The sequence below is a fragment of the Pseudoneobacillus rhizolycopersici genome (genome assembly GCF_054786815.1).
The window spans coordinates 189961-214695 of the sequence record NZ_JBTOOE010000006.1 but is presented as its reverse complement, the minus strand read 5'-3'; the positions used below and the strand labels follow the sequence as shown (position 1 = coordinate 214695).

The window sequence follows — 24735 nt, the reverse complement described above, 5'->3', positions numbered from 1 at the left end:
CAAAACTAGTCATTTTTTTTTACATCTTCAGACAAACCTTTTTATCTTCATTATTTATAATAGGAAAAAGGGGCTTGTCCAAGAGGAGTGATCACAAGTGAGAGTGTATCAGCTTTACTTGATAGAAGATGAATTCGCGAATCATTATTTTGGTAGGGAGCGAATATTTTTTGATTTATTTTCAGAGGAGAAGCATTCTTACGGAGAATTAAAAAAGATAATTCAAAAGCAAATCCGATATATTACAAAACCGATTCCATCCTTACGAATTCATCAGGTATTAAACCAACAGCTAGCCAAACTCAAGGGGTATATTGCTGAAAATGGAGTTTACAGAGTCGAATTAGTTGGTAGGACTAGTGTTGCGACGCTATCGATTCGAGATGGGTACTTGCTTGTCCAGGCAGAGGGAAACTATGAGGCGGAGGCCGTTTTTTTTGAGGTTTTAAGAAAATGTGAAGCTTCCTTCTTAGCGATTGATATCGATCATGTGCGCTACGGATGGCTAAAGCCGATTAAGGAAAGAAAATTTGTCTAATTGAAATGAAATATTGTATAATAACGTGTGATTTGCTAGACTGTATTTGGTAGACAACATGAAGGAGGAAGTTTTATGTTTTATTACATTCTAGTTGGTATACTATGCTTACTAGCTGGTGTAGCACTAGGATTTTTCATAGCTCGTCGTTACATGATGAACTATTTAAAGAAAAATCCACCGATTAATGAGCAAATGTTAAAAGTAATGATGATGCAAATGGGTCAAAAACCATCCCAGAAAAAAATCAATCAAATGATGCAGGCAATGAACAAGCAATCATCAAAATAATTAATATTTCCAAAAGCACTCATTTCAAAATGGGTGCTTTTTTATTTAGAAACTCGAACAAAAAATCTTCCTTATTTTAAGAATATTTGTTAAACTAATTGAATGCATGGAGTTAAGATTTGGAGGAAGTTAAGTTATGAAAGTATTTCTTGATTTAATGTGGTATTTTAAACAGGAAAAGAAGGCTTATATCACAGGTATTGCTATTTTAATGTTTGTCGCGCTGTTGCAACTAGTTCCGCCCAAAATTATCGGTTTAACAGTAGACCAAATCAAAGATGGCAGTATTACCAAAAGTGGGTTAGTTCAAAACATATTCTTTTTACTATTAGCAGGACTTTCCATGTATGTGCTTCGTTATTTCTGGCGAATTATGATTTTTGGATCGTCTGTCAAGCTTTCGAAATTATTACGAAACAAACTTTATCAACACTTTACGAGTATGTCGCAATCCTTTTATCAAAGAAAAAGGGTTGGTGATTTAATGGCACATGCAACCAATGATATTTCGGCTGTCCAGCAAACGGCAGGTTCCGGTGTTTTAACATTTGTCGATTCACTTGCAACGGGAGGATTTGTCATTCTTGCGATGGCCTTTACAATTAGCTGGAAACTAACGCTTATCGCCTTGATTCCATTGCCGTTTATGGCGCTGCTAACCAATTGGTATGGAACTTTGCTGCATAAACGATTCCACAGCGCGCAGGAGGCATTTTCATCTTTAAATGATAAGACACAAGAAAGTATTAGTGGCATTAAGGTCATCAAAACCTTTGGTCAAGAAAAAGAGGATATCGAAGATTTTGAAAGTTTATCCGAGGATGTCGTCCAAAAAAATGTAAGTGTCGCTAAAGTTGATTCTTTATTTGATCCAACGATTTCGATTATTGTCGGAATATCCTTTTTCCTATCATTATCTTTTGGTGCGAAATTTGTCATTGAGGGTAGATTAACAATTGGCCAATTGGTGTCCTTTACTTCCTATTTAGGGTTATTGATTTGGCCAATGTTAGCGTTTGGTTGGTTATTTAACATCGTTGAACGCGGTCGCGCTTCATATGACCGAATCCAGGGGTTATTAGCTGAGAAAATTGAAATGCCTGATATACCTAATGCGATTGAAACTGTTCCTTCTGGTGATATCCAATATGCCATTGAATCTTTCGCATATCCTAATGAAACAAAACCAGTCCTACAAGACATCTTTTTTGCGATAGGGCAGGGGCAGACATTAGGTATCGTCGGGAAAACTGGAGCAGGTAAAACCACTTTATTAAAATTATTAATTCGAGAATTTGAAGGATATAAGGGTCAGATTTATTTTGGTGGGGAATCTCTGGATCAATACAAAATGGAGTCACTTCGTGAAGCGATTGGATACGTTCCTCAAGATCATTTCTTGTTTTCTGCAACGATTGCAGAAAATATTGCTTTTACGAATCCATTTGTTTCACAAGACGAAATTGAACATGCTGCTAAAACAGCTCATATTCATCAAGACATTTTACAGTTAACCGATGGATATTCAACAGTTGTTGGGGAAAGAGGAGTTTCCCTATCAGGTGGACAAAAACAAAGAATTTCGATTGCAAGGGCCATCTTAATGGATGCCGAAGTATTGGTATTAGATGATTCTCTTTCTGCGGTTGATGCTCAGACAGAAGAAAGAATTTTGAACTCATTAAAGGAAAATCGTGTGGGCAAAACGACTATTATTACTGCTCATCGCCTAAGTGCGATTGCTCATGCCAATTTAATCCTTGTTTTAGATGAAGGTCGCATTATTCAGCGGGGGACACATACAGAATTAATGGAGCAAGAAGGCTGGTATAAAGAAATGTTCTTAAGACAGCAGCTTGAAGAGCTTGTCGAGCATGGAGGATAATGAAAATGGATAAGAATCAAGTATTAGATGGCAAGGAACAGCGAAAGGTTCTTTTTCGCCTTCTTTCCTATACGAAACCTCACATTAAAAAAATCATTTTTGCGTTTGCGCTATTAATCATTACGACGGTGGTTGATATTTCGGGCCCGATTATAGTGAAAATTTTTATTGATGATTATTTGACCCCAAGGAACCTGGTCTTTCAACCATTATTTATTCTTGGTGCAGCTTATATGGGTTTACAAATAACAAATGTCATCGCTTCGTATTTGCAATTAGTAAAGTTTCAGGAAATTGCCTTAAAAATCATTCAACAACTGAGAATTGACGTATTTTCTAAGGTCCATTCATTAGGCCTAAAATACTTTGATAAGACTCCGGCAGGAAGTATCGTTTCCCGCGTAACAAACGATACAGAAGCGATTAAGGATATGTTTGTCACGGTCATCGCGACCTTTATTCAAAGTACCTTTTTACTTTCCGGGATTTTTGTTGCGATGTTTATTTTAAATGTTAAATTGGCTTTTTTCTGCATATTTATCTTACCTGTCATTTTCCTCATCATGAGTTTATACCGAAAGTATAGCTCAAAGTTTTATCAGGATATGCGGGAAAGATTAAGTCAATTAAATGCAAAGCTTAGTGAGTCCCTCCAAGGGATGGCGATTATTCAAGTGTTTCGCCAAGAAAAGCGATTAAATAAGGAATTCGGCGATATTAACGAGAAACATTACCAAGCGGGGATGCGTAATATTAAAGTCGACGGATTATTGCTTCGTCCAGCAGTCGATTTGGTTTATATCGCTGCGTTAATGATAGTGCTTAGTTTCTTTGGAATCTCATCTTTCGAATATCCAATTGAGATTGGGGTATTATATGCGTTTATCAATTATTTAGATCGCTTCTTTGAGCCGGTTAATAATATGATGATGCGTTTATCACTTTATCAGCAGGCGATTGTAGCTGGTTCAAGGGTATTTAAACTTTTAGATGAACAGGAAGTGGCCCCTCATCAAGAAAACGAAACTGCTGCATTGATTCAATCGGGTAAAATTGAATTAAAGAATGTTTCATTTTCTTATGATGGTAAACGGGATGTGTTAAAAAACATCTCCTTCATAGCTGAGCCAGGTCAAACGGTTGCTTTAGTTGGTCATACGGGAAGTGGAAAAAGTTCAATTATCAATTTGCTTATGCGCTTTTACGAGTTTGAGCGCGGCGATATTTTAATAGATGGTAAGTCTATTAAGGCTTTTAATAAGGATGAGTTACGAGAAAAAATGGGATTAGTTCTGCAGGATCCGTTCTTATTTTTCGGAACGGTTACAGATAATATCAGGTTATACAATCAGGCGATTTCCGATCAACGTGTCGAAGAGGCAGCGCAATTTGTGCAGGCACATACGTTTATTGATAAATTGGAGGACGGCTACCAACACAAGGTGGTTGAAAGAGGGGCAACCTTCTCAAGCGGTCAGCGTCAGCTCATTGCCTTTGCCAGAACGATTGCCGCAGATCCAAAAATATTGGTACTCGATGAAGCAACCGCAAATATCGATACAGAAACGGAAGAAGCCATTCAAACAGCTTTAGAGCGGATGAGAAAGGGGCGTACGACGATTGCCATTGCCCATCGCCTCTCAACGATTCAAGATGCAGATTTGATACTTGTATTACACCAGGGAGAAATCGTCGAAAGAGGAACCCATCAAGAGTTGCTAGCGATAAAAGGCTTATACCACAAAATGTTCCTGTTACAAAATGGAACGGTGGAAAAGGCAGTATCGTGATAAAGTGGGATATAAAAAATCAGCTCGGCCAAAATTGGTTGAGCTGATTTTTTAATAGGACGATGCTTTATTAATATAGATTCGATTATATTCATTTAATAGAATATCCAGTTCTTGGCTGCATCTGATGGCAAGTGAGGATGAAAAACCGTTTTGGTTAACGATCTTAATTAATTCGGCTCTTTTGATCTCGATTAGCTGGATCAATTCATTTTTTAGCACAGCTGATGTTCCTTTCTGGCAAGTAATAATAAAAATAAATTAAAAGAGTATCCCTAGTCGGATACTAGATTACCATTATAACGGATATTGGGAATAACTTCAAAAGATATTTGTCAAAAAATATCCAATAAAATTGCAATAATTGGTTGACTTCGTTTATTTTAATATAATGTTCCTATTTTCAGAGTGACTTTTGTCACAAAACATTCACATCTGTTTACATATCAATCAATGATTAAATTTGTTAAAATAAAATATGAGATAATAACGATAGTGTTTTAGGAGTTGTCAATATGACGGATGTTAACTTTTTTCTTGCACTGGCCGCGGGATTCTTAAGTTTTATTTCACCTTGCTGTTTACCGCTCTATCCGGCTTTTTTATCGTATATTACGGGTATGTCTGTCGGGGAACTGAAGAGTGAAAATGCGATGCTGCAAAAGCGGAGTCTTCTTCATACGCTTTGCTTTTTACTCGGATTTTCACTTATTTTTATTGCATTAGGATTTACTACATCCTTTATTGGGCAATTTTTCTTAAACTATAAAGATTTGATTCGCCAATTAGGCGGAATTTTCATGGTGGTTTTTGGTTTAATGGTTGTCGGGGTATTTAACCCGGAATTTTTAATGAAGGATCGACGCTTTGAATTTAAAAATCGGCCATCAGGCTACTTTGGATCTGTATTAATTGGTTTGGCGTTTGCCACAGGTTGGACACCGTGTACTGGTCCAATACTCGGGGCTGTATTATCCATGGCTGCCTCAAATCCAAGCTCAAGCTTACCTTATATGATTGCTTATATTTTAGGTTTTGCCGTACCGTTCTTCCTTTTATCGTTCTTTATTGGTAGAATGCAATGGATTCGTAAGCATAATGTTAAGATTGTAAAGTTCGGCGGCTATATTATGATTATAATGGGGATTGTTTTATTCTTTGACTGGATGACAAAAATCATTGAAGTTTTATCGCCACTATTCGGTGGTTTTACCGGATTTTAATTTAGAAAAAACGCGTGAGGCTGATTATCTAAAATTAGTCTTCGCGTTTTCTTTTTTTTGTACATCATTTTCGCTGATACTTAGAACAATTTCGGCTATAATGGAAATATCTTAAGTAAAAAGGATGAAGGATATGGATTTAATCATTGCATCTTCGATTGGTGCGATAGGCATGGCTATTTTCGCCATGTTCATCCGGATGAAGGCTGCTAAAAAACCTGCTACGATAAAAAAGATTATTTTACCACCATTTTTTATGAGTACAGGCTTTTTAATGTTTGTACATCCTTATTTTCGAGTGACACCATTAGAGATTCTAGAAGCAGTTTCTGTGGGGATGCTCTTTTCAATTTTACTCATTAAAACCTCAAAATTTGAAATAAGAGAGAATCAAATTTATTTAAAGCGTTCAAAAGCATTTATGTATATTTTGATTGGGTTATTATTGGTACGAATTGTCATGAAGTCTGTGTTAAGTACCTCCATTGATTACGGTCAGTTGAGTGGTATGTTTTTTATCTTAGCTTTTGGTATGATTGTTCCGTGGCGAATTGCGATGTATCGCAATTTCCGAAAGCTGGAGCTTCGATTAAATAAGGAATAAAGAAAAACGCACTTTTTCAAGTGCGTTTTCTTTTTAAAATAAACTTTCATATGGAGTTAGTTCAATTTGTTTTTCCCGTAATTTTTTCACAAGGAATTTATGGTCTCTTTTCGGTGTTGCTAGAATGTAACCGCGAATCACAAGGTCCTCCGTAATTTGCGTCGCCTTTTCATTTAGAGCTAGCTCACCGATTTTTCCAGCAATTTTATGTCTGGCTACATCGCGAAATAGTTCTGGGACAGGGCTAACCAAATCCTCCAATAATGCCTTTTGCTCATTTGTCCATAAATGTCTTGTGGAGTTGACGTAATGCTCCTCCCAATCCATAATCGACCTTCCGTCTTCCTTAGGCAACTTTTTAAGAAATTTTCGAAACATAAAATACCCACCGATGGCAAAAGAACCTAGAAGAATAACGACCCAAAATAAAATAAACCATAAAAACCAACCAGATAAATAATAATCCATAAACTTCACCTACAAAAAATAGTCATTACTCGTATTATAGACTGATTTTTTATGAGATGACAAGAAAGTGTTCAATGGAAAATAAAAAAGCAGAATACAGGTCTTCGTTCCTGATTCATTTCATGCCATGTTGTTTTAAATATTCTTGAACGTTTGACTGGATATCATGTATCCTTTGCCTCCTGTTATTAGGATTGGCCGGGAATCCGGTAAAGCAATAGATAAATTTTATCGCCTTGTTATTTTTCATATTGTCCAAGAAAATAGTATGCCAGAGAAACGAATCTGGGAACTCTTATCTGTATTTTATTCAATAATGAAATTTGCATGCTACTTAGTGAAGGAAGTTTATAGATGTTTTTAACTTATGGTCTTCCTTGCGTGAAGATCGCTTTAAAATAAAGCAGTCCTCAAACCGAGTTCCTTTTTTTGGAAAAATATAAACATACATTAAAAAGACCTTTGTCAACTATTTCAAAGGTCTTTTTTGTAATAAGGAGTGGGTCCTACTAAACTAGTTACACAAAATTTGATAGGTTATATTATCATTTTATATTTTTTAATATAGACATTAGGTAGATTCCCAATCAACTTGGACAAGCCATTAATATATATAATTTGTAGTTATCTACTCAATGGAAGGTGGTGTTGAATATGCCAAAAGGTAGATCAGGTGGTAGCCGCTCAACAGGTCGCCGCACAACAGGTAGACGAACATCAAGCCGTCGTACTAGCGGTCGTCAAGGAGGAGTAAGACCTGGACAATTATTTGTAAACACTGTTTCAATTGGAACCAATGTTACAGTGCGATTAATAAGTGGCCAAACCATTAGAGGAAGATTCTTTGGGATTGTCAATGGTTTAATTACAGTTGGAACAAACTTTATTAATCCTAATGATATAGTTGCTTTCTCTGTATAACCTGTAAAACTATTAACATTAGGTATTGCAGGGGACCCCTTAGAATACTCTAGGGGGTTTTTTTAGAGAATTCAGAAAGGGAGTACAAAATGTCATCAATTTTTGTGAAAGATACCGAAAAATACGGCCAAGGGATATTTGCAGCTCGTCCTATCAAAAAAGGGGAACGCTTTGAGATTTCTCCTGTCATTATATTTAGCAAAGAAGAATGGGAGAAACACCTTAAAGAAACCAAGCTTTATAATTATGTTTATTATTGGAGAGAAGCATCCGATTATATGGCAATTGCTTTAGGGTATGGATCACTCTTTAATCACTCTTACACCCCAAATGCCATATTTTTCAATAATATGATTGAGTACTCAATTGATTTTTATGCATTACAGGATATTAAAGCAGGGGAAGAAATTACGATAAATTATAATGGCGATCCAGAAGATCAATCACCTTTATGGTTTGAAGTAATCAAATGATGAGGATTTGCAGGTCATTACAGCGTTTTGAAGAATATAAATCCGTTAGGTGATTTGCATAATATTAATCAAATCAAAAGACATGAAAAAAAGTAAAAACCACCAAGCTTCTTGAAAGGATTGTGGTTATTACTTTTTGTATTCTTAACTCATTTTGCCAATCGTAACATATATAATGAGTTATATGCATGGTTCACAATAGTTACTGAGAACTACTCTTTTATAATCGTTATACTTTTATTATAAACGAAGTAGTGAAAATATGCTCATCGATTCCATGATTTTAAACATTTTTTTTTGAATATTGCCATGACTTAGATACACATGTTTCGTTGTTCTGGCTCAGCCAACAAAGCTATTATGCGTCAGCTTAAGTTTTCTATTCTGATTCTACAGATGCAGTTTTATGACGTTGAGGGGCTAATTGATATAAGAAAGGATTGGAAATTCTGGTTCTTTTTAATTGTATAAAAGAAAAAACCAAGGGTTTAAAAGATTTCAGAGCGGGATAAAATACTTTGGTGCAGTATCATAAAAATAAAAAAGCTAAATTGTTTACAAAATCCATATTTCCTAAATAGTTGTTACCAGTTTAGTCGCAATTATTATTATTCCTCCTTAAAGGATAAATTTACTTCAAAATTTTCTATTTCTATTTATATTTTCGGATTATTCGAAGAGAAAGAGCCGTTAGCTTTGCTGACTATTATTAATCTGTCCTTCATTTTAGTAAAGATTCCTGTATTCCTAATTACGGAAGGTTGTTTACTATGCTTATCTCCGACATCCAATTTAACTAATGGTGGGGAAAGTTAGTAGGCTGGAAAGGATCGATAATCAGCTAATCATAACTGCTTTTGATGTATTTTTGGTAACACTATCATTTTCGAAAATTTATTTTAATTGTTGTAAACCCATTTTCTTTTCATTATAATTATGAAAAGGATTTCTATATACTTATATTTTGTTTTGTAAACGTATACATCACGGGTTTGGGATTTTAATGCTAATTTGCTTGGGCTTTCGTTTTAAAATTTCGGTTCTTTATGTAATTTAAAACAATAAAACTAGTATAAGTAACAGAAGTAAAGAAAACGATTTCTTTGATTCGGATGTTCACACTAACAAGTGAACGAAAGTTTAGAACTTTTTAAGAAGTCAAGGAGGTAAGAGATGGCTCGCAAAATCGATTTATCTGGTGAATGGGGGATCTACACGAACTTTTCTGAACCCATTGAACAGGTTGAGTTAGTTACTTCAATTGAAAATTGGTCTAAAACAACGGTTCCAGGATGCTGGGAGCAAACAGAGAAAGATAAGAAATCAGATGGACCAGTATGGTTTCGAAAAACCTTCAATGTACCTAAGCAATGGGCGGGTAACCAAGTAGCCATTCACTTTGAAGGAGTCAATTATTATTGTGAGGTGTGGCTGAATGGACAAAAAGTGGGCTCCCATGAGGGTGGCTGGAATGGCTTTCAGCTCGAAATTAATAAGTCGATTTCTTTCACGGATCAAAACGAATTGCTTGTAATGGTGTATAAGCAAGGGGAAAAATATCCAGTTCGAGAATGTCTAGCGGGGTTTTTCTCAGATGTAGGAGTGATTTTCGGTGGTATTTGGAAGCCTGTTACCCTACATGTACTATCTCCTATAACGGTTGAAGATATTTTTGTAAAACCAAATATTCAAGAAAAGAGTATAGAAATCGAGTTTGATATTCGTAGTCATCTTTTAAAATCCCAATCTATTACTATTCAATCAGTTCTTTACCAACCAAACAGACTCCTAGAAAACACTTCTACTAAAGAAATATCAATTCCTTATGGTTCACTTTTAACCAATCTATCGATGAATATAAATCTGAATAATGCCATTCAATTATGGAATCCTGATAGTCCTGTGATATATACGTTAGAAATAAAGATATTGCTCGATGGAAAGGAAATCGATTCTAAGCAAACCCAATTTGGTTTTAAAGATTTACATATTCAAGGGGACCGGATTTATTTAAACGGCAAACCAATCTATTTTCGTGGTGTGTTACATTGGGGATGGTATTCAGAGAGTATTGCACCAATTCCAACGAGAGAGGAAATCCGCGAAGAGCTTACGAAAGTAAAAGAGAGCGGGTTCAATTTAGTCAAGCATTGCTTGTATGTACCAATAAAGGAATATTTTGAAATCGCTGATGAGATGGGGATTTTCATATGGCAGGAATTACCTTTGTGGCTACCAGAGGTTTCTTCTGAAATGAATAACCGTGTTTTTTATCAGTATGACCGTATTATTAGAGAAATTCGTAATCATCCGTCTATTATCTTATGGACTCTCGGCTGTGAACTCGACCATTCTGTAAATGCTGACTTTTTATCCGAACTGTATGGAATGGCGAAGCGTTTAACGAATAATGCTATCATTAGGGACAATAGTGGTTCTGGGGAATGCTATGGCGGTTTATTAAAGGAGTACGCCGATTTTTATGACTATCATTTTTATAATGATGTTCATTTCTACCGAGATTTAATGAATCAATTTGCCGGTTCCTGGCGTGAAAATAAGCCATGGGTTTTCGGTGAGTTTTGTGATTATGATATTTATAGGGATATCGAAAAAATTAAGGAACACTATGATAGGAATCTGCCTTGGTGGTTGAAAGATGACTTAATCGAAAATCCCGGTTCGAAAGATGAGCGTTGGCATTGGTATCGGCAGGAAGAAAAAATGAATTGTTTAAACCTTCCATTTTCTACCGAATACTTAGTCGAAAATGCAAACTGCAGTGCTTATGTTTATCGGAAAGCCGTATTAGAGCTAGTTCGTTCTTATCAAAAGATTACTGGCTATGTATTAACGTCTATAAAAGGAAATCCAATTGCTACTAGCTCTATCTTTGATGATTTTGGCCATCCGAATCATAGGCCAGCAGCATTTAAACAATTCAATCACAGCACGGTCATTTCGTTAACATGGGATAACCGCCGAAGCTGGATAAATGGTGGAGATCGCTTAATCCACTGGGACGCACATAATTATTCTTCCAACGACAACTTCAGACCCCACTTATATATCTCACATTACGATCAACACAAACTAAAAAATGCGGTTTTAACTTGGAAATTACAGGACAGCAACAATATTAAGCTCGCCAAAGGTGAAATCTCCAACATTGAGTTAGAAGTTGGTGAGTCGAAAGAGGTTGGGATTGCTGAAGTTTTTTTACCAGAAGTGGATACACCTACTAAACTATTATTCACTGTAAAACTTCAAGGTGGCCAGGAGGAAGTCACCAATGAATGGCCATTTTGGGTATTCCCAAACGAGAAGCTTAATCCATATCTGTCACAAATAATTGTGAATGATTTATTGCAATTGCTATCTGGTCTAGAAATAAAATATCCCAAACTGAGAAATGTGTTCGTTTTTGATGATAAAAATGTAGATGCAAAGGTCGTCGTAACATCCTTGCTTCAACCGCAGCATTATGAATTTATGGAAAAGGGAGGGAAGGTTTTCTATATCCAACGGGGAGATGGAGAATTTCGGATTAAGAAGCTGCCATTTTGGCGAGAGTCGATTCAATTATTTCACTCTCATTCGATTATGAATCGATTTCCACATGAGAATCACACCGGTTTAGTGTTTTACGGACTTGCGACAGACACAGCCTTTGATTCTTCTAGACTTCCGGAACACGGTACAATCATGGATCGTCTTGATGCACGGACCTTTGAACTCACGAATTATTTGTTTGAAAAGCAGATCGGTAAAGGCAAGTTAATCGCCACAACATTAAGATTTGAGGGAGGATTAGGAGCACAACCTTCTGGCATTCATCATAATCCAGCTGGATTGTATTTGTTTGAAACGATAATTCAATATTTAATCGATGAAAAAGGGGGTTCGGGATCACATGGGAATGGGTTATAGTACACTCGCTGATTTGGCAAGAATCAGAAGGTGTAAACGAAAAAGGATTTCTAGCTTTGATCGTACGGGTGGAAATTATGATTGGTATGAGATTGGGCCAGGAGAAACACGTGTAATCGGAGATATTCAAGGTGCGGGAAGCATCAGACATATTTGGTGTACGATGCATAATTCTTTAGGGGAAGAGTTTTTTCTAAGGAAGGTGTTGATTCGGATGATTTGGGACGGAGAGGAACATCCGAGTGTCGAAGTGCCGATTGGTGATTTTTTCGGAATTGGTCATGGCATCAGTAAAGATTTTTGGTCTCTTCCTCTAGTTATGGCTCCTGATAATGGCAGAGGCTTTAATTGCTACTTTGCGATGCCCTATGCGAAGGCTGCCAAAATTGAAATCGTCAATGAATGTGATTCACAACTAAATTTTTATTTTTACATTGATTACGAGGAATACGACAAGCTTGACGAAGACATCGGTCGTTTTCATGCTCAGTGGCGAAGAGAAAATGCGACGGGGTCATGGGGAGCTGAGATGCCAATCGAAGCACCACTCTGGGAAACAAAAGAGGGACAGCAATATATACTAGATGTGCTTTGGAAAAAGCCGAACTTAAGGGGTGAAGATAACTATCTCATTCTGGATGCGGAAGGAACGGGGCATTATGTAGGCTGTAATTTAAATATCGACTGCTTTGCCCAAGAGAAAAATAATTGGTACGGGGAAGGAGACGATATGATTTTTATCGATGGTGAGGAAACACCTTCGATTTACGGAACGGGAACTGAAGATTATTTTAATACCGCCTTCTGTCCAAAAGATGAATTTAGCACGCCTTATTTCGGCATCCACTTGAATTCTGGAGATGAAGAAAATCCATGGCGAGGGAAAAATTCGATGTACCACTTCCATATAGAAGACCCAATACATTTTTCTCAATCAATTAAAGTGACTATCGAGCACGGGCATGCGAATAAACTTATGGGAGATTATTCGAGCACTGCCTATTGGTATCAGCTCGAGCCACATAAAAAATTCCCTGACATGTTGCCGGTAAAAGAAAGACTACCACGCAAGTATAAGAAGAAAATGAGTTTGGTAGAAGAAAAGGATTAGTATATAATCCACTATCGTAAAGTTTGTTGTTATTTCTAAGTATTGAATTGTTTGGACCTTAATAGATTTCCGCCCATAAATTAGTCTTACTTCTACCCAGGCGTTAATATGGCTCTATATTGTCATCCGATCTTCAAACATCAAATTGACAAATCCAACTATTACACTAAAATTTAGCCTTATTAACCCACTAATACAAAAACCGATACACACTTTTAATATAATATCTTACTTTTGGCTATTCTATTAAAATAATCAAATTTAACAAATAGATATGTCCATTCCACCAAGAGTCTCTCCTCATAAATTAATAATAGCATAAAGATGAATGGTAAAGGAGCTCATCGCCATGTCAAAAGTTTCGAGCAAAGAAGAACACAATTGGCTGATTCAAGAAGAAGCTTTTAATGTCTACCAAACGAAACATTATGAAGGCGTTTTTACAACAGGAAATGGATACCTTTCCATTAGGGGCTCACATGAAGAAGGATTAAAGGAAGAAAACCAAGCTGAGGAATATCTTCGACTGCCAACAAACGTGACCTTGGAAAAATCAAGCCACATGTTGTCTAAGTGGGGGACCTTTATTCCAGGTATCGTTGGCATTCATCCGCTGCTAAAAGAAGTCATGGTGAATCTTCCTTGGATGCTGGAATGGAGGATCTGGTTAAATGATGAACCGTTACATTTGGATGCTAGTAATATTCGCAATTATAGCAGATCTCTTAGCATGAATGACGGGACATTGAAGCGCAATTTTATTTGGCAGACCAATCAAGGCCATGAATTGAAACTAAGCTATGAGCGTTTTGTCAGCATGGATTGTGATCATCTCAGTGTCCAACAGGTAAAAGTTGAGCTTCTTAAAGGTAATGGGAAATTGAGAATCGTTGCGGGCATAAACGGAAATGTTCGTACAAATGGATACAATCACTTTCAAACTTTCCAAACATCTTCCGACGGCGAGTTCATCCAAACCGAACTAATAACTGATAAAGGGCAACAGGTTGTCCAAGGGGCTTTAATCGCTACTGGGCATTTGGTTGAGTGGACAGTAGAGGAAGATAAAAACCATATCTATTACGAAACCGAAATCGCTGCTGAAGAACTTACTTCCTATGAGTTTAGGAAACTATGTGCGATTGCAACAGATAGAGATTTACATGGGCAAGATCCATTAGTAACAGTAAGGAATACTTTATTGAAGCATGCCCCAATGGAGTACGACCTGTTGAAAAATCAACATGCTAAGGTGTGGGAGCAGTTATGGAATAATTCCGATATTAAGTTAACAGGTATTGACCAGTTCCAACAATCCATTCGTTTTAGCCTCTACCATCTATTGAGAAGTAATGTTCGTAAAGATTCGCGTGTGTCCATAGATGCCAAGGGGCATTCGGGCGAGGCGTATTTTGGACGATATTTTTGGGACACTGAAATTTTTATATTACCATTTTTCATCTATACCAATCCTGACGCAGCTAAAAACCTGGTGCTCTATCGATATCAAACACTGAAAGGTGCTAAGCTAAATGCCGAACGCTATGGCTATCAAGGTGCACGTTTTGCCTGGGAATCTGGTCTGACCGGTGAAGAGCAATGCCCGAACTGGCAATATGCTGACCATGAAGTTCACATCACAGCGGATGTAGCTTATGCATTATGGCATTACTTTAAGGCAACAGACGATATCCGATTTTTAATAGAAAATGGTTTTGAAATATTAGTGGAAACAGCTCGTTATTGGGTTAGTCGGGTCTATCGAAGCCCTTCTGGCCAGTATGAATTATCAGCTGTCATGGGCCCAGATGAGTATTCACCTTTTACGAAAAATAATGCCTTTACAAACTATATGGTGAAGTTTAACCTCGAAATAGTGATTGTAGCGGCTAGAATCATAGAAAAACGCGAACCTGAAGTGTATCCATTGTTAAAAAATAGATTAAACATCATACCGGAAGAATTTGACCAATTCAAAAGTGTTCGGGACGGCCTACCAATCCCGAAGGATGAAATCAGGAGTTTAATTCTTCAATCTGAGGACTTCGAGAGCTTTGAAGATATTAACTTTCAAGAGGTGTGGAAGGACCAATCTAAACCATTCGGACATTATGTATCACAAGAAAAAATGTATCGCTCGAAGTGTTTGAAACAAGCTGATGTTCTCACGCTGATGATGTTATTCCCACAGCACTTTTGTGGGGAAGAAATGAAGGCAGCCTACGAATATTATGAGCCGATTACCACTCATGATTCTTCACTATCTCCATCGACACATTCGATTATCGCTTCATGGATTGGAAAAAAGGAAGAAGCTGAGCAATTCTTTTTGAAGACGATAGGAATTGATTTAGACCTTCCAAAGCTTGGTGCAGCAGAAGGAATTCACATCGCCAATGCTGGTGGTGTTTGGCAAGCAATCGTACACGGATTTTCTGGAATTCGTAATAGCAATCAGTCTGAAAAATTAGAGCTACACCCAAAATTACCGAGTTTTGCAAAAGAAATCTCTTTTCCGTTTATGTGGAAAGGCAATAGATTAATGATTAGATTTACCGATGAGAGGTTAACAATAGAGAATTTCGGAGTTAATATGGTGGATATTAAGCTTGAAACTCAAGATTTTACAGTGAAATCTAACAGTAAATTAGAAATACCTTTTTTGAATAAAAATGAATCTTTGGTAGAGTAGAATGAACACAAAAAAATTAAAGGAGAGTCATATGTCATATAAAAACACACCTAAGGGAAACCAATTGATTTTTCAACAAATAGCCAAATGGAACAAAAAGTAAAGCAATTGAGAATTGATAAAAATGCATATCATGTTGAGGGTATGAAAATAGCGATTGCAAAGAAGTTATTTGGAATAAAGATTCGAGAGCAAACTATATTATCATTTCCATCTGGAGAAGTGAACTGTAAGGTGTTTAGGATTTATATGAAGTAGAGATTTATAAAAAAAGAGCGTATCAATTTGCAAATAAATAAACAAAAGGAGCAGAATTTCTGATCCTTTTGTTTATTTATAGGTGTCAAATTATAAAAAATCATCTGAACTGATTCCGATATTTCAAGGGTGAAATTTTCAACTGTTTCGTAAAGGTTTTTGTAAAATACGATGTGGTTGAAAATCCTACTTTTTCAGCAATTTCTCCAACAGATTTATCGGTATTGAGAAGGAAAAGCTTTGATTGCTCAATCCGATATCTCGTTAAATATACTTGGGGTGTACAGCCGTACACTTGCTTCATACATCTTGTGATATAGGCAGAATGGAAATTTAGGCTCTCGCTGAGTTGTATATAAGATAATGCCTGATGAAAATGCTGCTGAAGATAGCTGGCTGCTTTTTCTGCAATTTGTACTGCGTTTGTGTTAACTTTTGGTTGATAGTCACCATGTATTTGCATCAGAATCTCTTGGAAAAAAGCTTGTTCCTGCATGCGAGATTTGCTTGATACATGACCAACAAGTAAGAGCAGTTTTCGTAGTATTTCATAGATGAGGGTTGGATTTGATAGTCTACAATACTTTGGTAAATCAATCGTGAATAAATCGTTTTTATGAAACGGAGTAATAGTAGTCTTATGTACTTCTTTACTGATTGAATCCTTTATTTCGTACCATTTTCCCGCCGTTTGAAAATGAAGCCAATAAAAATGGGTCTCTTCTAAACAGCCTTGAGTGGAATAATGATAACAATCCGGACTCAGAATCAGTGCTTCTCCTGCTTGTACTTTCCATTGCCTATCCTCTTCCCCCAAATAGAGCGCACCACTTGTAACAATCAATAAATCAAATACTTCGATATTTCTTCGGTTAGGATGGGAGTTGTTTACCTGATAGGTGTCATCTCCACACATGATGAAATGTGGGATAGAAGGAACCTTGAATTGTAGAATCGTCATGTTTGTGCCTCCAACCATATCATTTCAAATAATTCTAAAATCATACACATATAGTTTAACAGAAAGTACACATAATCAGAAGAAATCTTGTATATTCTTGGTTCAGATTTTACAAAAATAGGTTCAGTTTGTTTCTACAATACGAAAACAATTGCATTTATAATTGATTACAAATGACTGAATTTTATGAAAAATGGAGTTGGTTGAAGTGGAACAAGTTGATAAATTACAGCAAAACGACCTCTTAAAAACGGAATTTATGGAGTTACCACTAGGTTCTATTGAGCCTGAAGGTTGGTTAAAGGATCAATTATTGATACAGGCAAATGGATTCACTGGGAAACTTGGCGACCACTGGGATGATGTCGGTCCTAACAGTGGCTGGCTAGGTGGCACAGGCGAAAGCTGGGAGAGGGGACCATATTACTTAGATGGCTTATTACCTTTAGCGTATTTATTGATGGATGAAAACTTAATCAATAAAGTGCAGCCTTGGATTGAATGGACGCTAGGGAGCCAAAATTCAGAGGGACAATTCGGTCCATCAACCAATGATGATTGGTGGAGCCGAATGGTCATGTTAAAGGTATTGATGCAGTATGAAGAAGTAATGAAGGATAATCGAGTTATCCCGTTTATGCTGAAATATTTTCGTTATCAAAAAGAGCATATTGAAGAGCGACCTCTAGCCCAGTGGGCACAAGCCAGGGGAAGCGAAAATATGCTTAGTCTTCAATGGCTCTATAAAAGAACAGGGGAAGCATGGTTACTTGAACTGTCTGAAGTTATTCGTAAGCAATCGATTGACTGGACGGAAATTTACTCGAATTTTCCATTTTGGCGTTATCAGACAAGGTTTGATCATAGGGTCCATGTTGTGAATGTAGCAATGGGGCTAAAATACCCAGCCTTATCTTATTTGCAAACAAATAGCGACAGGGATAAAACGGCTTCCTTAAAAGGAATCAAAAGTTTAATGAATTACCATGGACAAGTGCATGGCATGTTTTCTGGTGACGAGTGGTTAGCGGGCACGCATCCGAGCCAAGGGGTCGAGCTATGTGCGGTTGTAGAATATATGTACACGTTAGAAAACTTGACGGGAATATTTGGAGATGGCGAGTTTGCCGATATTTTAGAAAAAGTTGCTTTTAACGCTTTTCCAGCCACGATTACTGCTGATTGGCATGGGCATCAATATGACCAACAGGTTAATCAGGTGCTTTGTACGCAAGCGAGTAGAAATTGGACATTAAATGGAGATGAGTCAAATATGTTCGGTCTTGAACCGAATTTTGGCTGCTGTACGGCAAATATGCACCAGGGGTGGCCGAAATTAGCAGCACGATTATGGATGGCGACACCAGATCAAGGACTTGCTGCTGTTTCGTATGTACCATGTAAGGTGAGTGGTGTTGTTGGCAATGGAGAAAATGTTATGCTTCATGTTGATTCAACCTATCCTTTTAATGAAAACATTTCTATCCAGGTGCAGACAAATAGACCAGTAAGTTTTCCTTTGAAGCTACGAATTCCTAAATGGTGCAAGGATCCGAATCTGTCTATTAATGATAAGGAAGTCCGAATTAATCAAATTGAAAAAGGCTACTTTACTTTAGAAAGAGAATGGGAAAATGGAGACCTTATTGCTTTAGAGCTTCCGATGGAAATGGAATTTGAAAGAAGAGCGGATAATGCAGTAGGGATTCTTAGAGGACCGCTCGTCTATGCTTTAAAAGTGAAAGAGAAATGGAGAAAGCGAAGTGGGAACAATCCGTTTCCGAATTTAGAAGTGGTACCGGAATCCGAATGGAATTACGCATTAAAACTTAATCGAGAAAATGCCGAACAATCTTTTGTCGTGAAAAAAGGATCGACTACTTCCAAACAACCTTTTTCACCAGAGGGGGCTATGATTAAGCTGATTGCTAAAGGAAAAAAGGTTCCTGAATGGAAACTAGAAATGAATTCAGCTGGTACTTTACCAATCAGTCCAGTCGTTTCAAAGGAAATAGAAGAAGAAATCGAATTGATTCCTTATGGAAGTGCAAGATTAAGAATTGCGGAGTTTCCAGTTTTAAAGGAAGACTAATCAATTCAAATACGTTATTAAGCAGGCGGAACAAGGGAATCTTTGTTTCGCTTGTTTATTGTTTATTGTTTATTGTTTCTTGTTAAATGGATAAATTCCCCGCTCTACATTTGAATAGCCATTTTCTATTTCATTTTCCTAATAATGAGCTATTACTACATCTAATTTTTAGAAAATAAGTAGAAATATTTCTCTATTAATTAAATTATTTAATTAATATTACTGTTATTCTCTAAAAAATTTATTATACTAAATAATAGAAATCCTTTTCTAAAATACAGAAAATATTGAGCAATCATATCGAACGGATTCTGAAGAATAATAATGGGGGTGACATGGATGTTTAAAAACGAAACAGGAAGTGCTACAATCAACGATGTAGCTTTGGAAGCAGGTGTCTCGATTACAACTGTATCAAGGGTAATGAATAACAATTATCCAGTTAAACATGATACAAGAGAACGAGTTGAAAAAGCTATAGAAAAACTAAACTATAAGCCAAATATCATTGCACGTGGCTTAATTATGAAGAAAACGTCAGTTATTGGAGTTATTGTGCCGGGCTTAACAAACCTTTTCTTCCCGACGATTGTTGAAGCCGTTGAAAAAGTAACCAGAAGCCAGGGGTACACGATTTTCTTAAATAATACTTCTGGAGATGCAAAGCTAGAAAGAGAATTAACGAATAAGATGATATCACTGCAGGTTGATGGGATCATCGTTATTGATCCTGCAGCCGAAAATTTGGATACTGGATTTTATGTGGAGGCTTCCACTGAGTTGCCAATCATCATTGTCAATGCGAATTCCTCTCGTTCTGACTTGAATTTTGTTAGCTATAATGAGGAACTTGGAACTTTAGAAGCTTTTGAATACCTGATTGGGCTTGGCCATGAAAAGATTACATTTCTAAGAGGGGAAAGCAGCTTTTCCTATGATTTGAAAGAAAAAATCTACCTAAATATGTTGGAAAAAAACAAATTTAAATATAAAGAACTCGTTAGAGTTCGTCATGGTAACGTGAAAGAAGGTATAGCGGAAACTGAAGAGAAAATTTTGAAGCTGCTTTTATCTGAGAGAAGACCAACAGCCATTTTTGCGTGTAATGACCTAATGGCAATTGGAGTAATTGGCGCATGTGGAACAGCTGGACTTAAGGTTCCAGAGGATATTTCCGTTATTGGTTTTGATAATACTTTATTATCACAAATTTCTTATCCAAAAATTACAACCGTTGATTTAAAGATGGAATCAGTTGGTAAAAAGGCAGCTGAGAAAATGCTAAACATGATCAATGACGAAGATTCTTATAAAATTAAGATCGTTTTAGACACAAGTTTAGTCATTAGGGAAAGCTGCGGTAAGGCGAAAAAGTAAGGTTTTGTGGAGACCCCCGCAGTTACATCCGTGGATGCTCCACAATCATCCCTCTAAAAAGCGAAGCCTTTCGTGGAAATCAACAGCGGTTACCCTATCAACTCTAACCTTGTCTAAAAACAACAAACAACACGAAAAAGCCTTTCTTTTTATGATTTTCACCACTTCAAATTAGTAAAGAACATTGTTTCTGCTGTTATTTGCTTTTAATGTGGCTGTTTTTTTGAAAGTGAAGTTGGTAATAAAAGCGAGAAACCACACGAAGTCCATCGTGAGGTTTCTCGCTTTTATTATTCGAATTATTTTTACTTCATTATTTTAGGTCGCACCATCAGTTTACTTGTACTTTTGAAGGTTCATTCTTCTATACTCTTTTTCAATCACCTTTGTTCCCGATACAAGATCATGGAGACTAGTTCGTCCATTACTATTAACGAGTATCGCAAAAGAAAGGAACATCAACCACGGAAGACTGATCAAATACCATAAGATTAGAATTATAGGGTTTTTGATACCATTATCTAGGATGTTATCCAATACACCTGTATAAAACAGGATGAGTATAATCCAAAGGTTTGCTCTTTCAATAAATACCTTTCCCATTATTTCACGGTTTAGAAGAGTCATAAGATCTAGTTTTTGGTCATTTTTGCTAATGATCTCTATTTTCAAGATTCTTTTTCCGATTGTTCGGCCATTCATCAAGATGGAGTAGAAAGAGAGTAATATACCACTCATGATGCTATTTTTAATTTGTATTTCTAAATCTAGTTCAGAAGGAGATAGAAAGGCTTTTCTGAAAAGGTAGAGTATGAAATAGATTAATAGAGTATCAATCAGGAAAGCTAGGATTCTCTTTGATAGTTTTGCATTAGTAGGGGCAGGTGGAGAGCTGGTTCTTTTCATGAGCACCACTCCTTTGTTAGGTCATTTTAGTAAGAAAATCTTCCCTAATGTAAGATTTTGCTGCTGAAAAAATTATCGATGTCTTACAAAGACTATATCATAGCTTTATGTAAATTTATATACTATTCGGAAAATAGAAAAACGGTTTATCTGAGATACCACAATGTAGTTGTTTGTTCCATAATATAGTTTTCCGAAAAATTTAATTTTTCAGATTTTAGATGTTGACAGTATAGTTAATAAGGTTTAATGTGTAATTAGAGGGAAAACGTTTGCTATAATGTTTAAAGGGAAATATAAATAACTTTAGCTTATTTTCTTTTAATATTCTTATAGTAACGGTCAAGTAATCTTACAATTTACTAAGAAGGGTGGTGAACGATCAGATTTAGAAGCTTCCTATTATTAATTAACCACACTCCAACAAGTGAACTTACTTCAAAGATTTTATTCAATAAAAATAACTGAATGTACCAAATAGCGTATTCAGTCCGCACCACCAATATTATTATGAATCCACCACAGACATTATAGAAAGTAATCCATGGAGATGAAAATTTGAATAGCTTCCATAATATTTATTTTTCTTTTGATAATTATTGAAAGCGCATTCAAATAGAATTTGCTACCAAAACATGAACATAAATAGTTTCACCACCATGTCAGACAGCTCTGGAATTCATTTTTATTCATAAAAAAGATGACGAAGATCTAGGGGGTAAATGGATGAGTATGGTACTAAAACGAGTTGCGATCATCATGATGAGTGTTCTTCTGGTGATTAGTATGATTGGATGTTCCGACAAATCGAATACCGATGAAAAGAAAGAACCGAAGGGCGATAAGCCAAAGGAAATTAAATTAACGTATCAATATTGGGATCTCATTCCGAACCAAGAAGATATTTTTGCTAAGTTTAAAGAAGAATATAAAGCGAAAACAGGTATTGAAGTCTCAATTGACGGTCAGTACATTTCCGATGCAGGCTGGGAGGATACTCTTAAAACTCAAGTAGCTGCAGGTGGGGGCCCAGATGTATTCCACTTGGATCTAGGTATGGCCTCTTCATGGAGAGACGCTGTTATTCAACCGTTAAGTCCATATTATGAAAAGAATTTCTGGGAACAATTTATCCCGGCAACGATTGATGTATGGAATTTTGAAGATGAATATTATGCGGTTCCAAACTCATTCTCGGTTGTAACCTTCTTATACAATAAGGAAATGTTTAAGAATGCTGGATTAGATGTTAACAGTGATACAAGATGGGAATTAGAGGATTTCGAAAAGGCTATGTCTGCCCTTCATGATACATATAAAGGGAAGACAATAGAGTATGAGGATGGAAAAACGTACCCGTATTACACAGTTGGAACAAGCTCACTAATGTATTGGTGGTGGCTATTCTGGAGTTATGGTGGAGAATCCTTAAATAAAACGAACAACATTGCTCAAAAAGAATATGTTGATGCAATTATGAAGATTGCTGAATATGCGGATAATGGCTGGGTTACAGCAGCTGCTGATGTACTTCCCGGTAAAACAGCGATCGCCTTCAGTTCTGCAGCGAACGTTGCGATTTATCCCACTGGGGACTGGACACCAACTGGCTTCTATCGTAAGGACAAAGGGATTGGTGAGGCTAGAGTTCCTACAAATGTTGATTATGGTTCATTGGTTGTACCTCTAGGTAATGATGGAAAGCCACATGCTGAAATGTACAATCAAGGTGTTGTTATGAACAAAAACTTAGAAGGCTGGAAAGCGGAAGCAGCTGCAGAATTCATCAAATATATGACAACAACTGATGCATGGATGGGTGCTCGGGGTCCAGAGGTTGGAGGACTAGGAATCCCAGCTCGAAAGGATTGGGCTGATCAATATGCAAATTCATGGTTCGATAAGCCTGAAGAACGTGATGCGTTTGTTTGGATTGCTAACAATGGGGTAGTTACAACATCTGATTACAATGTAAGCGGAGTTGATATGTACACTCCAGTTCAAGATGCAGTGACTCTTGCCTATAATGAAGCGATGAAAGAAGGAGCCTTAGACAAGAATTCCGTTCGAAAGCAAGTTATCAGGAAGCTTGAGGAAGGCCAAAAGTCCATAAATATTCAGCTTCTAGAAAATGATATTGAGCCAGATAATCCAGAAGCTAAGGTTAATTAATCTATAAGTCATTTATGTTTACAATTTAAAGGAGGCTAATTTTTAGTCTCCTTTGTTGTAGAATCAAGTTCGCTTTAGGCAGAAAGGAAGGTGAAGAACGTATGAAATTTAATCCTAAAAAAAGAAAACTAACGAAATTAGAACGTTCTGACTATGCAATCGGGTATTTATTTATGGCACCATCTATTTTCTATTTGCTTTTTTGGACGATCTTTCCGATCTTAATAGCCTTTATTATTTCATTTACTAATTATGATATGCTTCGCCATGATATTTTGGATCCGTTTAACGGAAAAATTAAGTTTGTTGGTCTTGATAACTACATTATGGCCCTTAAGAATCCTATTTTTCAAAAAGCGGTATGGCAAACAATGTATTATGCACTAGGTGCGGTTGTCTTTACTACTTTTGGAGGACTTATCTTAGCCTTAATCGCACACAATGCAAAGGGAAAGAACTTTTTCAGGGTCGCTTATTACATACCCACTGTAACAGCTATCGCAGCTCTCGTTATCATCTTCGATGGAATGTTTAGACCCGCTACACCTTTAGTAGACTTTTTATCGTTTTTTGGAATCCCACCAGTTCAATGGCGTGAAGACCCAAGTTTTACCATGCCGCTAGCGATTATTATGTCTGTTTGGTCAGGTGCTGGTTATGCCATGTTAATTTATCTAGCGGGACTGCAGGAAATCCCAAATGATGTTTACGAAGCGGCCTCATTAGATGGTGCTTCTCGAATCAAACAATTTTTTCATATCACTTTCCCTCTATTAAATAATAAAACTTTTTTCCTTATGGCTACTGGTTTTATCGGGGCCCTTCAGGTTTATGATATTGTCCAGATGTTATCTGAATATGGGGATGCCCCAGCAACTGGTGGTGCGGAAGGATCACTATGGACAGTTGTTTATTATGTGTATTATGTGGGTTGGACCCAAAGTAAAATGGGTCGTGCTGCGGCCATTTCCTTCTTGCTTTTAATCATTATCATAGGATTCACTTTAGTTCAAAGAAAACTATTCAAGGATCAAACTTATTAA

General features: G+C 36.7%; 19 protein-coding genes. 15 read left to right on the top strand and 4 right to left on the bottom strand.

What is annotated here, in order from left to right; genetic code table 11:
- Positions 1–97: 97 nt before the first annotated feature.
- From sirA to ACX9YW_RS09200, 4 genes are all read left to right on the top strand, one after another.
- Complete coding sequence (gene sirA, locus ACX9YW_RS09215) at positions 98–538, top strand: sporulation inhibitor of replication protein SirA (RefSeq protein WP_460345188.1); 441 nt, start codon at positions 98–100, stop codon at positions 536–538.
- A gap of 75 nt (positions 539–613) precedes the next feature.
- A complete protein-coding gene (locus ACX9YW_RS09210) occupies positions 614–829 on the top strand; it encodes a YneF family protein (RefSeq protein WP_460345185.1) in 216 nt (71 codons plus the stop codon).
- A 136-nt stretch (positions 830–965) separates the two neighbouring features.
- Positions 966–2714: an ABC transporter transmembrane domain-containing protein gene (locus tag ACX9YW_RS09205; RefSeq protein WP_460345182.1), complete on the top strand. Its 1749-nt coding sequence runs from the start codon at positions 966–968 to the stop codon at positions 2712–2714.
- A 5-nt stretch (positions 2715–2719) separates the two neighbouring features.
- On the top strand, positions 2720–4504 hold the full coding sequence (locus tag ACX9YW_RS09200; RefSeq protein WP_460345179.1) for an ABC transporter ATP-binding protein: 1785 nt from the start codon (positions 2720–2722) through the stop codon (positions 4502–4504).
- A gap of 51 nt (positions 4505–4555) precedes the next feature.
- On the opposite strand, the gene ACX9YW_RS09195 is transcribed toward ACX9YW_RS09200, so the two are convergent.
- Positions 4556–4726: a Spo0E family sporulation regulatory protein-aspartic acid phosphatase gene (locus tag ACX9YW_RS09195; RefSeq protein WP_460345176.1), complete on the bottom strand. Its 171-nt coding sequence runs from the start codon at positions 4724–4726 to the stop codon at positions 4556–4558.
- A 293-nt stretch (positions 4727–5019) separates the two neighbouring features.
- On the opposite strand from ACX9YW_RS09195, the gene ACX9YW_RS09190 reads away from it, so the two are divergent.
- Together ACX9YW_RS09190 and ACX9YW_RS09185 are read left to right on the top strand one after the other, a co-directional pair.
- On the top strand, positions 5020–5727 hold the full coding sequence (locus tag ACX9YW_RS09190; protein WP_460345173.1) for a cytochrome c biogenesis CcdA family protein: 708 nt from the start codon (positions 5020–5022) through the stop codon (positions 5725–5727).
- Positions 5728–5860: 133 nt separating this feature from the next.
- Positions 5861–6331, top strand: coding sequence for a CcdC family protein (locus ACX9YW_RS09185; protein WP_460345170.1), 471 nt, complete (start codon positions 5861–5863; stop codon positions 6329–6331).
- A 33-nt stretch (positions 6332–6364) separates the two neighbouring features.
- Here ACX9YW_RS09185 and ACX9YW_RS09180 read toward each other — a convergent pair whose 3' ends face one another.
- Complete coding sequence (locus ACX9YW_RS09180) at positions 6365–6799, bottom strand: DUF2621 domain-containing protein (RefSeq protein ID WP_460345167.1); 435 nt, start codon at positions 6797–6799, stop codon at positions 6365–6367.
- Between the two features lie 654 nt (positions 6800–7453).
- Here ACX9YW_RS09180 and ACX9YW_RS09175 point away from each other — a divergent pair.
- The 5 genes from ACX9YW_RS09175 to ACX9YW_RS09155 all read left to right on the top strand — a co-directional run bounded on the left by ACX9YW_RS09175 (position 7454) and on the right by ACX9YW_RS09155 (position 15926).
- Positions 7454–7720: a hypothetical protein gene (locus ACX9YW_RS09175; protein WP_460345164.1), complete on the top strand. Its 267-nt coding sequence runs from the start codon at positions 7454–7456 to the stop codon at positions 7718–7720.
- Positions 7721–7809: 89 nt separating this feature from the next.
- Positions 7810–8193 carry an SET domain-containing protein gene (locus ACX9YW_RS09170; protein WP_460345161.1) on the top strand — a complete coding sequence of 128 codons (384 nt, stop codon included), beginning with the start codon at positions 7810–7812 and terminating at the stop codon, positions 8191–8193.
- Between the two features lie 1173 nt (positions 8194–9366).
- Positions 9367–12123: a glycoside hydrolase family 2 protein gene (locus tag ACX9YW_RS09165; protein WP_460345158.1), complete on the top strand. Its 2757-nt coding sequence runs from the start codon at positions 9367–9369 to the stop codon at positions 12121–12123.
- Positions 12107–13234, top strand: coding sequence for a glycoside hydrolase family 172 protein (locus tag ACX9YW_RS09160; protein WP_460345155.1), 1128 nt, complete (start codon positions 12107–12109; stop codon positions 13232–13234). Before ACX9YW_RS09165 ends, ACX9YW_RS09160 begins: the two co-directional genes overlap by 17 nt.
- Before the next feature lie 349 nt (positions 13235–13583).
- Entirely contained in the window at positions 13584–15926 is a 2343-nt protein-coding gene (locus tag ACX9YW_RS09155; RefSeq protein WP_460345152.1) for a glycoside hydrolase family 65 protein, read from the top strand.
- A 358-nt stretch (positions 15927–16284) separates the two neighbouring features.
- Here the strand turns inward: ACX9YW_RS09155 and ACX9YW_RS09150 are convergent, their stop codons facing one another.
- Entirely contained in the window at positions 16285–17145 is an 861-nt protein-coding gene (locus tag ACX9YW_RS09150) for an AraC family transcriptional regulator (RefSeq protein ID WP_460345149.1), read from the bottom strand.
- A gap of 208 nt (positions 17146–17353) precedes the next feature.
- Between ACX9YW_RS09150 and ACX9YW_RS09145 the strand changes: the two genes are divergently transcribed.
- Together ACX9YW_RS09145 and ACX9YW_RS09140 are read left to right on the top strand one after the other, a co-directional pair.
- Positions 17354–19237, top strand: coding sequence for a beta-L-arabinofuranosidase domain-containing protein (locus ACX9YW_RS09145; protein ID WP_460345146.1), 1884 nt, complete (start codon positions 17354–17356; stop codon positions 19235–19237).
- 339 nt (positions 19238–19576) lie between these two features.
- Positions 19577–20614, top strand: a complete 1038-nt coding sequence (locus tag ACX9YW_RS09140; protein ID WP_460345143.1) for a LacI family DNA-binding transcriptional regulator — start codon at positions 19577–19579, stop codon at positions 20612–20614.
- 336 nt (positions 20615–20950) lie between these two features.
- Here ACX9YW_RS09140 and ACX9YW_RS09135 read toward each other — a convergent pair whose 3' ends face one another.
- Entirely contained in the window at positions 20951–21520 is a 570-nt protein-coding gene (locus ACX9YW_RS09135; protein WP_460345140.1) for an RDD family protein, read from the bottom strand.
- Positions 21521–22246: 726 nt separating this feature from the next.
- Between ACX9YW_RS09135 and ACX9YW_RS09130 the strand changes: the two genes are divergently transcribed.
- Together ACX9YW_RS09130 and ACX9YW_RS09125 are read left to right on the top strand one after the other, a co-directional pair.
- Positions 22247–23692, top strand: coding sequence for an ABC transporter substrate-binding protein (locus ACX9YW_RS09130; RefSeq protein ID WP_460345137.1), 1446 nt, complete (start codon positions 22247–22249; stop codon positions 23690–23692).
- Positions 23693–23793: 101 nt separating this feature from the next.
- Positions 23794–24735, top strand: coding sequence for a carbohydrate ABC transporter permease (locus ACX9YW_RS09125; RefSeq protein WP_460345134.1), 942 nt, complete (start codon positions 23794–23796; stop codon positions 24733–24735).